Source organism: Gracilibacillus dipsosauri (assembly GCF_003176895.1).
GTDB lineage: Bacteria > Bacillota > Bacilli > Bacillales > Amphibacillaceae > Gracilibacillus > Gracilibacillus dipsosauri.
Genome location: NZ_QGTD01000005.1, coordinates 64,379 through 76,627 on the forward strand (window position 1 = coordinate 64,379; position 12,249 = coordinate 76,627).

Annotated in this window: 11 protein-coding genes and 1 riboswitch; all 11 genes read right to left on the reverse strand. The window is 38.2% G+C overall.

What is annotated here, in order from left to right; genetic code table 11:
• Positions 1–164 precede the first annotated feature (164 nt).
• Entirely contained in the window at positions 165–473 is a 309-nt protein-coding gene (locus DLJ74_RS04440; RefSeq protein WP_054787042.1) for a rhodanese-like domain-containing protein, read from the reverse strand.
• Between the two features lie 100 nt (positions 474–573).
• Positions 574–1,860: a phosphopyruvate hydratase gene (gene eno, locus DLJ74_RS04445; protein WP_054859926.1), complete on the reverse strand. Its 1,287-nt coding sequence runs from the start codon at positions 1,858–1,860 to the stop codon at positions 574–576.
• Between the two features lie 40 nt (positions 1,861–1,900).
• On the reverse strand, positions 1,901–3,445 hold the full coding sequence (gene gpmI, locus DLJ74_RS04450) for a 2,3-bisphosphoglycerate-independent phosphoglycerate mutase (protein WP_109983518.1): 1,545 nt from the start codon (positions 3,443–3,445) through the stop codon (positions 1,901–1,903).
• On the reverse strand, positions 3,442–4,200 hold the full coding sequence (tpiA, locus tag DLJ74_RS04455; RefSeq protein ID WP_054787043.1) for a triose-phosphate isomerase: 759 nt from the start codon (positions 4,198–4,200) through the stop codon (positions 3,442–3,444). The genes gpmI and tpiA overlap by 4 nt, the downstream gene beginning before the upstream one ends.
• Before the next feature lie 19 nt (positions 4,201–4,219).
• Positions 4,220–5,401 (reverse strand): phosphoglycerate kinase, encoded by a 1,182-nt coding sequence (locus DLJ74_RS04460; protein ID WP_109983519.1) that lies wholly within the window; start codon positions 5,399–5,401, stop codon positions 4,220–4,222.
• A 104-nt stretch (positions 5,402–5,505) separates the two neighbouring features.
• Complete coding sequence (gene gap, locus DLJ74_RS04465) at positions 5,506–6,513, reverse strand: type I glyceraldehyde-3-phosphate dehydrogenase (protein ID WP_109983520.1); 1,008 nt, start codon at positions 6,511–6,513, stop codon at positions 5,506–5,508.
• 51 nt (positions 6,514–6,564) lie between these two features.
• The gene (locus DLJ74_RS04470) at positions 6,565–7,584 is read right to left on the reverse strand and encodes a sugar-binding transcriptional regulator (protein ID WP_054859923.1); all 1,020 of its coding nucleotides are present in this window, start codon (positions 7,582–7,584) and stop codon (positions 6,565–6,567) included.
• A 179-nt stretch (positions 7,585–7,763) separates the two neighbouring features.
• Positions 7,764–8,009, reverse strand: coding sequence for a glutaredoxin family protein (locus DLJ74_RS04475; RefSeq protein WP_054787044.1), 246 nt, complete (start codon positions 8,007–8,009; stop codon positions 7,764–7,766).
• A gap of 590 nt (positions 8,010–8,599) precedes the next feature.
• Positions 8,600–9,499, reverse strand: a complete 900-nt coding sequence (locus DLJ74_RS04480) for an alpha-hydroxy-acid oxidizing protein (RefSeq protein ID WP_054859921.1) — start codon at positions 9,497–9,499, stop codon at positions 8,600–8,602.
• Positions 9,500–9,669: 170 nt separating this feature from the next.
• Positions 9,670–9,779, reverse strand: a riboswitch (SAM riboswitch).
• Positions 9,780–9,797: 18 nt separating this feature from the next.
• On the reverse strand, positions 9,798–11,477 hold the full coding sequence (gene acsA / locus DLJ74_RS04485) for an acetate--CoA ligase (RefSeq protein WP_109983521.1): 1,680 nt from the start codon (positions 11,475–11,477) through the stop codon (positions 9,798–9,800).
• Between the two features lie 22 nt (positions 11,478–11,499).
• Positions 11,500–12,237 (reverse strand): ABC transporter ATP-binding protein, encoded by a 738-nt coding sequence (locus DLJ74_RS04490; RefSeq protein WP_425454563.1) that lies wholly within the window; start codon positions 12,235–12,237, stop codon positions 11,500–11,502.
• Positions 12,238–12,249 lie beyond the last annotated feature (12 nt).

Consider the following 12,249-nt stretch of genomic DNA (forward strand, 5'->3'; position numbering starts at 1 on the left):
CATTTACCTGTTTAATACTACTGAACCAGACTAGAAAAGTCAAGTGCAAATCGTCTGTTTCAAATGTTAAAATAAGGTGTCATGTCACCCCAAAACATCATCGTTTACAAAACCTTTTAATAATAAAAAGAACCTTCATTGAAGTGGAAGGTCCTTCTACGTTATTATTTATTTGGGAAATCCATATCATCTTCCCATGCCAGCATACCACCAGCCATGTTTGTCACATTATAGCCTTTTGCTTCTAGGTATTCTGTTGCTTTACCACTGCGGCCTCCAGAGCGACAAACCATGTAGTAATGCTCTTTTTCATCTAATTCATTTAATCGATCTGGTACTTCACTTAATCGAATATGCTTTGCACCTGGAATTATACCAGTTGCTACTTCGTCGTCTTCTCTCACATCAATTATATTTAAATGTTCACCCTCATTTAATTTCTGCGCTAATTCAGATGCTTGAATTTCTTTCATGTTTAAATACCTCCACGATTTTTTCTAGCACTTATTATATAACACCAACTATAAAAAATGCCAGTATCTTAAATCAAAAGATACTGGCATAGATCATAAATTACTTGTTCAAGTTATAAAATGCTGTTTCTCCAGCATATTTTGCTGTACCAACTAACTCATCTTCAATACGAAGTAATTGGTTGTATTTCGCTACACGGTCTGTACGAGACGGTGCACCTGTTTTAATTTGCCCAGCATTTGTCGCAACGGCAATATCTGCAATAGTTGCATCTTCTGTTTCACCAGAGCGGTGAGAGATAACTGCTGTATAACCAGCACGTTTTGCCATTTCAATTGCTTCGAATGTTTCTGTAAGTGTACCGATTTGGTTCACTTTCACAAGGATAGAGTTACCTACACCTTGTTCGATACCCTGAGCTAGTCGTTTTGTGTTTGTTACAAATAAGTCGTCACCAACTAATTGTACACGATCACCGATACGATCTGTTAGAAGCTTGTGTCCTTCCCAGTCGTTTTCATCTAAACCATCTTCGATAGAAACAATTGGGTATTTGTTGATCATTTCTTCATACCAAGCAACCATTTCTTCAGACGTACGAACAACACCTTCTCCTTTAAGGTTGTATTTACCTTCTTCGTAGAATTCAGAAGATGCTACGTCCATTGCTAGCTTAACCTCTTCACCTGGCTTGTAACCAGCAGCTTCAATTGCTTCAATAATGGTAGAAAGAGCTTCTTCGTTAGATTTTAGGTTTGGAGCAAATCCACCCTCGTCTCCAACACCAGTATTATAACCTTTTCCACTTAGAACTTTTTTCAAGTTATGGAAGATTTCCGCACCCATACGTAATGCTTCACGGAATGTTGGAGCACCTACAGGCATAATCATAAATTCTTGAATATCTACGTTATTGTCAGCATGCTCTCCACCATTTAAGATGTTCATCATTGGTGTTGGAAGAGTTGTCGCATTAAATCCACCTAAGTAGGTATATAATGGAACACCTAAGTAATCAGCTGCTGCATGTGCTGCTGCCATCGAAACACCAAGAATAGCATTTGCACCTAATTTACCTTTGTTTTCAGTACCATCTAATTCTAGAAGAAGCTGGTCAATGACGACCTGACGTGTTACGTCAATTCCTACCAATTCAGGTGCAATAACTTCATTTACATTTTCTACTGCTTTTAAAACACCTTTTCCTAGATAGCGATCTTTATCGCCATCACGTAATTCCACTGCTTCGTGCTCACCAGTTGATGCACCACTTGGTACTAGTGCAGAACCGAAAGCTCCTGATTCTGTAAAAATTTCAACTTCAACTGTTGGGTTACCACGAGAATCTAATACTTCACGTGCATAAACATCTGTAATGTATGGCATAATGTAAAACTCTCCTTTTATCATTTTATTGTTTGTAGCTTTATTTTTCTTTCTTAATTAAACTTTCACCAGTCATTTCAACTGGTTTCTTTACATCAAGAAGATCTAATAGTGTTGGCGACAAATCGGCTAGGATTCCTCCATCACGAAGGCTAGCCCCTTCCTTCGTAACAATGACAGGCACAGGGTTAGTAGTATGTGCTGTCATTGGATCTCCATCTAATGTCACTACTTCATCTGAGTTACCATGGTCTGCTGTGATAATCGCATAACCGCCTTTTTCGGTAATTTTGTCAACCACTTTACCGAGACATTCATCGACCGTTTCAATTGCTCTAACAGTAGGCTCTAGCATACCAGAGTGACCTACCATGTCAGGGTTGGCGAAATTTAAAATAATCGCATTTTGTTCCCCTTTATCTAGCTCTTCTAGCAACGCATCTGTTACTTCATATGCACTCATTTCTGGTTTCAGATCATAGGTTGCTACTTTTGGTGAATCGATTAAAATACGCTTTTCACCTGGAAATTCCTTTTCACGTCCACCACTCATAAAGAAGGTGACGTGAGGATACTTTTCCGTTTCCGCAATACGAAGTTGGTTTAAATTATTTTGTGAGAGTACCTCTCCCACTGTATTATCTAAATTAACTGGTTCATAAGCAACATAACCGTCAACTGTTTCACTGAAATTAGTGAGACAGACAAAATGAATATTCTTTGGCGCCTTGTCCCCTCGATCAAAGTCACGAAAATCTTCATTCGCAAATGTACGAGATATTTGAATTGCTCGATCTGGACGGAAATTGTAGAAAATCACTGAATCGTCATCTTGAATTGTTGCTTTAGGATTACCATTTTCATCTGTAATAACAGATGGAATGACAAACTCATCATAGATTTCGTTTTGATAAGAATCTTCGACAACTTCGATTGGATCAGTATAGCTTGGACCCTCACCATACACCATAGCATCATAAGATTTCTTGACACGATCCCAACGCTTATCACGATCCATGGAATAATAACGACCTGAGATTGTGGCAAATTCTCCAACCCCATATTCGTCCATTTTCTCTAATGTTTGTTTAATGTATTTTTTCGCAGATTTCTGGTCAACATCACGACCATCTAAGAAAGCATGTACATATACCTTCTTTAGACCGTAGTCTGCTGCAAGCTTTAACACTGCATATAAGTGACGGATATGGCTATGTACACCACCATCAGACAGTAATCCAAAGATGTGTAATGCTTTGTCATTATTTTTTGCATGTGAGATTGCATCGATTAAGATTTTATTTTCAAAAAATTCTCCATCCTTAATCGATAGATTTACACGAGTTAAGCTTTGATAAACAATACGGCCAGCACCGATATTTAAATGCCCAACCTCAGAGTTACCCATTTGTCCCTCAGGTAAACCTACCGCCTCTCCACTTGCTGTTAGTTGGTTATGTGGATAGTTATTCCAGTAACGATCAAAATTAGGGGTATTTGCTTGTTTTACTGCATTACCCTTTGTTTCATCACGAAGAGCAAAACCATCTAAAATGATGAGTGCTGCTAATTTATTTTGGCTCATTTTGCACCAGCCTCCACTAGCTGTAAGAAAGACTCAGCCTCTAAGCTTGCACCACCTACAAGTGCACCATCGATATCGGATTGAGAAAGCAATTCATCTACATTGGCAGGCTTCACACTACCACCATATTGGATGCGTACAGCATCTGCTGCGGTACTGGAAACTTCTGCTGCAATTACTTTACGAATGTGTGTACACACTTCATTAGCTTGTTCTGATGTAGCCGTCTTCCCAGTTCCGATAGCCCAAATTGGTTCATAGGCAACAATCGTTTGATTCACTTGTTCTTCTGTAAGTCCAGCAAGTGCTGCTTTTACTTGATTTTCAACAATGGACATCGTCTCATTTGCTTCTCGCTGCTCAAGTGTCTCTCCAACGCAGATGATTGGTATTAAACCATGCTTAAATGCTGCGTGTGTTTTTTTGTTTACTGTTTCATCTGTTTCTGCGAACATTTCACGACGTTCAGAGTGACCTAGAACCACATAGCTTACACCAAGGTCCTTTAACATAGCCGGACTGACTTCACCAGTAAATGCACCACTTTCCTCAAAATGCATGTTCTGAGCTGCAATAGCAAGGTCTGTTCCTTTTGCTTTTTCTACTAATGTTGGTAGGTACGGGAATGGTGCACAAACTACTGCCTCCACTTTTTCAGCTGAGGCAATTTTGTTTTTGGTTGATTCGACAAAATCTACCGCTTCGCCTAGTAGCTTGTTCATTTTCCAATTCCCTGCGATTACGTTTTTACGCATCAGTCACCTCTCCTTTCACTTATTTATCCGTTAGTACACTTACACCTGGTAGCTCTTTACCTTCCATAAATTCCAAGGAAGCTCCACCACCTGTTGAAATGTGATCCATTTGGCTAGCATATCCAAATTTTTCAACAGCAGCTGCGGAATCACCGCCACCAATTACAGTATAACCTTCTGTCTTACTTAATGCATCTGCTACCGCTTTTGTTCCATTAGCAAATGTTTCTAACTCGAACACACCCATTGGCCCATTCCAGATCACAAGCTTGGAGTCAGCTACTATTTTAGCATATTTCTCGCGAGTTTTCGGACCAATATCTAATGCTTCTAAATCTGCAGGAATGCTGTCAATATCGACTTCCTTCGTATTTGCATCATTGGAAAAGTCATCTGCAACAATTACGTCCTCAGGCATGACGAAATTTACACCTTTATCTTTGGCTTTTTGCATGTATTCTTTCGCTAAATCAATCTTATCTTCTTCCAATAGTGATTTTCCTACTTCAAAACCTCTAGCCTTTACAAAAGTATAAGCAAGTCCACCACCAATAATTAAATTATCGACTTTGTCTAAAAGATTATCAATCACACCAATCTTATCTTTAACCTTTGCTCCACCAATAATTGCAGTAAATGGTCGGTCAGGATTAGAAAGAGCCTTCCCTAAAACCTCTAGTTCTTTTTCTAATAAGAATCCTGCAGCTGAAGGAATATGCTCCGCCACTCCCGCAGTCGACGCGTGCGCACGGTGAGCTGCTCCGAATGCGTCATTTACAAAAAAGTCTGCAAGATTTGCAAATTCTTTGGCAAGTGCTGGATCATTTTTTGTTTCACCAGGTTCAAAACGAACATTTTCAATTAACAAAATGTCCCCATCATTTAGTTCACTAACCGCTTGGTTTACTTCGTCACCATACACTTGGTCCGTTTTAACAACGGTTTGGTTAGTAAGATCACTAAGACGTTTTGCAACGGCGTCCATGCGTAGTTCTTCTACTACTTCTCCACCTGGACGGCCTAAATGGCTTGCTAGGATTACTTTTGCGCCTTGTTTACTAAGATAGTCGATGGTCGGTAATGCTGCTTTAATACGTGTATCATCTGTAATTGCTCCATCTTTCATTGGAACATTGAAGTCTACACGACAAAATACTTTTTTTCCTTTTACATCAATATCTTTAATCGTTTGTTTGTTCATTAAGAATGAACCTCCTTAGGACTTTATTTTATTCGAGATCACTTTATACGGTCATACTGAAAAACGAGAGAGGATTGATCCCCCTCCCGTTATCTCTCACTATTTTATAGTCCTTGAGCTTTAAGGTATGCTGCTAAATCAACTACACGGCTAGAGTATCCCATTTCATTGTCATACCAAGATACTACTTTTACCATATTCCCTTCCATTACCATTGTAGAAAGTCCATCAATAGTAGAAGAGTTCGTGTTACCAATATAGTCTACAGATACTAATGGCTCATCAGAGTATCCAAGGATACCTTTTAGTTTACCTTCAGCAGCTTCTTTTAGTGCTGCATTTACTTCTTCAACTGTTACATCTTTGTCAAGCTCTGCAACAAGGTCTACTAATGAACCATCTGGAGTTGGTACACGCATTGCCATACCATTTAATTTACCTTCTAGTTCAGGTAATACTAAAGATACTGCTTTTGCAGCACCAGTAGTTGTAGGAATGATATTTTCAGCTGCTGCACGTGCACGACGGTAATCTTTGTGTGGTAAGTCTAGGATTTGTTGGTCGTTTGTATAAGAGTGAATAGTTGTCATCATACCACGCTTCACTCCAAAAGTATCATTTAATACTTTGGCATATGGAGCTAAACAGTTTGTTGTACAAGAAGCATTAGAAATTACATGGTGTTGAGCTGGATCATATTTGTCCTCGTTTACACCCATAACAATTGTAATATCTTCTTCTTTTGCAGGTGCAGAGATGATAACTTTTTTCGCACCAGCGTCTAAATGTTTAGCTGCTGCATCACGTTGTGTGAAAATACCAGTAGATTCTACTGCGATTTCTACCCCAAGGTCACCCCATGGTAAATTAGCTGGATCACGTTCAGAAAGTACTTTTACTTCTTTTCCACCTACAACAAGCGTATCACCTTTTACAGATACTTCTTCTTCTAGTTTTCCGTGAACTGAGTCATATTTAAGTAGATGTGCAAGCATGTTTGCATCTGTTAAATCGTTAACAGCAACTACTTCCACCTCATCATTTTTTAAAGCTTGACGGAATACGTTACGACCAATACGGCCAAAACCATTAATACCTACTTTTACTGCCATGCTAATTTCCTCCTTTTTAAAGTGAAACTTAAATTTTATATTTAAAGGGGATTAACCCTTTAATAACTCTTTTGCTGCTGCCTCGTCTGTAATCAGCACATTGCTTTTCCCTTGTTTGAAGTATGAATAGATAGCTTTTGCCTTTGATTTACCTCCAGCTACGGCTACTACATAGTCTGCTTTTTCAAGATCTTCTAGCTGTATTCCTACAGTTCTTGCCTTATAGACTACTTGACCATCCTCATCAAAGTAATAACCGAACGCCTCACTGACAGCATTTCCTTTTTCCAGCTTTGCCAATACGTGATCGGATGCTTTTCTTCGTTTACCCATCGTTACAGCATCACCAATACTATGAAGAACAACTCTTGCATCATGTATCAGATCAAGGATCTCTTTGATAGTCGGTTCCTCAATGATCGTATGGTAAGACTCTTCTCCTAAGGGATCTGGTACATATAGCAAGCGATATTGACCATTTGCTTTTTTCGCCATTTGCGCACAAATGGTATTAGCTTGAATCTCTACTTGTTCACCGAGACCACCGCGAGCCGGTACAAAGGTACAATTTCTAGCATGTTCGAGTGGCTTCATTTGATTCGCAAGTTCTGTCATTGTCGTGCCACCTGTCACAGCTATCGTTTGACTGGAAGTTAAGATCGTATTTAAGTACTGGACACATGCTTTCCCAAGTTCCTGTTTTACCGTTGTATGCACATCACTATTCCCAGAAACGATAATAACATGCTCCAATTGTAATTTATCCTTAATTTGGTTTTCTAAAACACGGAATTCGGAAATTTCATTCATGAATTGCGCCAATTTGACAATAATCTCGTTTCCTTCTTCCGTCACGCGCATTCCCTTTGAAGTGACGATGATAAATCCATGCTTATTTAGAAATTCAATCTCAGCCCTTACTAGACGTTCCTTGAAATTAATATTTTCAGATAAACTTCTTCTGCCAATCGGTTGCATTTGCTGAATAAATTGTAGAATTTTATATCGTTTTTGCATGACATCTAAAATATCTGGGAACAATTTTTCTTGAATATCTAATAATTCCTTCAAACAGAAACGCTCCTTTTCTCCGGGAAAAATATGTCCCTCCTAGCCAAATTACGTCCCACTCACTACAAAAAATTGGGCTTTTCGTCATGAAAGCCTTCATTTCCCTAATTTGGTTAGTAATTTTGGATGGCTAAATTAACTTCCAAAATAATTGTATCAAAATGTATGGAATGACTCAACTATTTTTGCTGAATTGTTTTCAGAAAATTTTCTATTTTAGGTAGATCAATTATTTCTGTGTCGACAATTTCCCCTTCTATCTCGACAACTGGGATGATTAAATGAAATTTATCTAATAATGTCTCATCTTGATAAATATCAATTACTTCTATCTCAAAACCATACTCTTCTTGTAATATTTCTAATAATATCTTTGCATCTAAACATAGGGAGCAGTCCTTCTTCCCATATAATTTAACAATCAATAATTACCCTCATTTCTCGTATTAGAATTATTATCTGTTAATTTACTATATCCTATTACTAAAATTTTTTAAACAAATGTTCACTAGTATCGCATTAAGATAAATTATGAACAGATGGTGGTCAGATTATTCAGAAAGTGATTTAATAGCAATAAAGAGTGAGATGCAAAAATGAGAGTGTGACTTGCAAGAATATGGAGCTTGTTGCAAAAATGTGAGCGTAACTTGCAAGAATATGGAGCTAGTTGCAAAAATGTGAGCGTAACTCGCAAGAATATGGAGCTAGTTGCAAAAATGTGAGCGTCACTTGCAAGAATATGGAGCTTGTTGCAAAAAAGAGAGTGTGACTTGCAAGATTATGGAGATAGTTGCAAAAATGAGAGTGTGACTTGCAAGATTATGGAGATAGTTGCAAAAATGAGAGTGTGACTTGCAAAATAAGCAACTAACTTTACTCAATTGCAGGACAAATGTTATATGAAACTGGGACAATAAGAAAGAAAAAAATATGTATTTTGACTACGTTCAATCATAGTACCGTTCAGATTCTCATCTTCTCTATTCAGTTTTGTCCCAGATTCAGTTGCTTCCTAATATGATATCAATTGATCGATGACCTTTTTAACTCCACTTATTCCATCTGTACTCAGCCCATAAATATAAGCCTTCTGAATAGAAACTGCATCGGCGCCAGATGCCAAATAGTACTGTATATCCTCCTTGGAATAAACATCAGTTTCCACAATCAGATGAAATGCTTCTCCTACTATATCTCTCATTGCCCTCAACTTCAGCCCATTCGGCAAAATCACTCCACTAATACGGTATTTTAGGGCTTGTCGAATGTCTTGTTCTTGTACATCACCTTGGAGATACACAGGTAATGTCGTGAACTGTTGAAGGTAATTAATCTTCTCCCAATTGACTGACGAAGTATTATATTCAGAAAGAATTAACTGTTGAAAAGCTTCTTTATCTTTTCCATAAGCTTTTCGATGAAAAATAGGATCTACGACAAAATTCCCATTACCTTTTTCGCACGAATCCATACCATTAACCGAATTATTTGATAATGGGATAACAATGGCTTGATATCCTGCTAATTCTGCCCGTTGGACGAAGTGCTTTGTTAAATCAATGTCTTGTAATAGATTAGCGGAAAACCATAATGTATGTTCATTGGATACATCACTAATTTCCTCCACACTGTAGGATGAATTGATGCCTACTATAAAAGGGATATTTTTTTCAGCTGCTGCTTTTGCTGTCGCTAGTTCACCATCTTCATGGAAATAAGTTTGTGCTCCCACTGCACCTAATAGTATTGTAGGCAATTTATTGATCGTTTTCTTCGGATTATTGAATTTTATTTCTTCATTACCGTAAGTAGATTCCGTACTTCTATTTAAATATTCCAACACAGTTGGTGTCAATTTTTGTTTTGCCTCTTCCTCTAATAATTTGATCCAGTTCATTTTGGTTACTGTCATGTTGTCTCCTCCTATTGTAAATGGTTTTCCTTATCCTTAACCCAAAAGGGTACGCGACCGTCCGTTAGTCAAAGCGACGCTTTCGAATCCTAGAGGCGATGTCCTAAAGACGGCTTTTCTTTAAGAAAAAAACTCCCTCCTGTTCATCAAAACAAGAGAGAGTTATTTCCCTCTTATCTTCCAAACTTTTGACGTTTGCTGGATTTAGCACCTTGTAAACATTTAGTTTATAGGTTGCCGGGCTTCATTGGGCCATTCCCTCCACCGCTCTTAATAAGAGTATGTTGTATTATTTTTTTCATGTTTGTTGTTTTTGAATTTCTTGTGCTTTCAATTGTCTTCGCAAAATCTTTCCACTAATTTTCGTTTTTGGTAGCTCTTCTACTACTTCTATTTCGCGAGGAGCAGCATGTGCTGAAAGATTTTTGCGAACAAATAAGCGAATCTCATCGAGTAATTCCTCTGACTCTGTAAAGCCCTGACGTAAAGTAATAAATGCCTTGACTAATTCACCACGTAATTCGTCTGGCTTTCCAATAACCCCAGCCTCTTCAACAGCTGGATGCTCGATTAATTTACTTTCTACTTCAAATGGACCAATTCTTTCCCCTGCAGAATTTATCATGTCATCATTTCTACCTTGAAAAAAGACATAGCCTTCTTCATCCTGTAAGGCCAAATCCCCAGAAAGATACCAGCCTTCATATTGAAAATACGATTGAAATTTATCTTTATTTCCCCATATCTCCTTCATCAAGCCTGGCCAAGGAGTTTTTACTGCTAATTGTCCTACTTCACCACTATCCAGGATATTTCCTTCATCATCAAGAATACCAACTTCCATTCCTGGTAGTGGTCGCCCCATTGAACCTGGCTTAATCTTTTCAGATGGTAGATTTACAATTAAGTGACCACCCGTTTCTGTCATCCACCACGTATCATGAATTCGTACACCGAGATTTTCCCAAGCCCAATTAATAACTTCGGGATTTAGTGGCTCTCCAACACTTAATACATGACGGAGAGAGGATAGATCATATTTTTCATGGAGTTTTCCTTGTGATAACAGCATTCGAAATGCGGTTGGGGCACTATACCAAATTGTAACACCTAATTCCTCAATTAACGAATACCAACTCTCTGCTTTAAATCTGCCCCCTTGAACCACCACCGTTGCTCTGTTTAATAATGGGGCGAACAATCCATACACACTACCAGTCACCCACCCCGGATGTGAGGTACACCAATAGACATCCTCATCTTTCATATCGAGCACCCATCTACCTGTTACGATATGATGCTGAACGGCTCGGTGGGCATGTAACACACCCTTAGGCTTTCCAGTTGATCCACTTGTATAATGAATTATTAAACCATCTTCCCAGTCAACCCATTCTACAAGCTCATCACCTTCAACAGGTACTAAAGGTTGTTTTTCCAAGTCTTCTACAAATAAAATAGTATGTAGACTAGGAATCTCTTTTTGTGGAACTCTTCCTACTAGTTGTTGATCTGTAATTAGTACTGTTCCTCCACAATCATTCATCCTATCCTTTACCGCCTCTTCCATAAAGGCTTCAAAAAGCGGCCCTGCGATTGCTCCTACTTTGATAACCGCTAAGATTGCTATATAGCATTCTGCTGTTTTTGGTAAAAATACAAAAACACGATCCCCTCTTTTGACTCCCTTTTCTTTTAAAATCCTAGCATAATGATCTGTTTTATCTTTTATTTCTTTAAATGTATAGGACTTTCGCTCTGTTCCATTTATATAATGTATCGCAATCTTATTACCAAAGCCTTCTTCTACATGGCGATCAATCGTTTCATAAGCAGCATTGATCTTTCCTTGCTTCACAGCATTCGATAGGTAATTTTTTGCTTCTTTCCAATCAAATGACGCTTGAATTTGTTCATAATTGGCTAAATTGTGGTCTGCTTCGAAACTTGGAATAGGTTTCACTAGTTGTTGTGTCACGTGTTATGCCCCCTTACAACGGTTAACTTCTATGGTTTAAGTCAAGTGATGCTAGTATATCTGATTTTATCTTGGCTAATTGTTCACTTGCTCGATCTCTTGGTCTTGTTTGATCAATAGTTATTTCTTTTTTGACCACCCCTGGCTGTCCCCGAAGAATAATCACTCGATCACATAAGTATAGTGCTTCGTCAATATCATGGGTCACTAATACGATAGTAGATTGATATAATTTCCACACATCAAGCAATAAATCCTGTAGCTGCATTTTCGTAAAAGCATCTAATGCACTAAACGGTTCATCAAGTAATAAAATTTCTGGTGATGTTACTAAAGCTCTGGCAATAGCTACCCTTTGTGCCATTCCACCTGATAACTCTCTTGGATACAATGCTTCTTTCCCTTTTAGACCAACACTAGCTAAATATTCAATCGCTCGATTTTCTTTATCTTTTCTTTTACCGTTCAAGCCAAATGTTACATTCTCTAATACATTTAACCATGGTAAAAGTCTGGGCTCTTGAAAGATAAAACCAGTAGTATCATGTATTTCCTTTGAAACTTTTCCATTGATTTCTATCTCACCATCGTATTCTGCATCTAAACCGGAAATGGCACGAAGTAGGGTGCTTTTTCCACAACCACTTGTGCCTAATAGGCCGATAATCTCGCCAGGCTTGACCTCAAGATTGACATCTTTCACTGCTGTTGTTCCATTAAATGTACGACTTACCTTTCGTAAAGCTAAACTCAAGTCCATCATTCCTTCCTG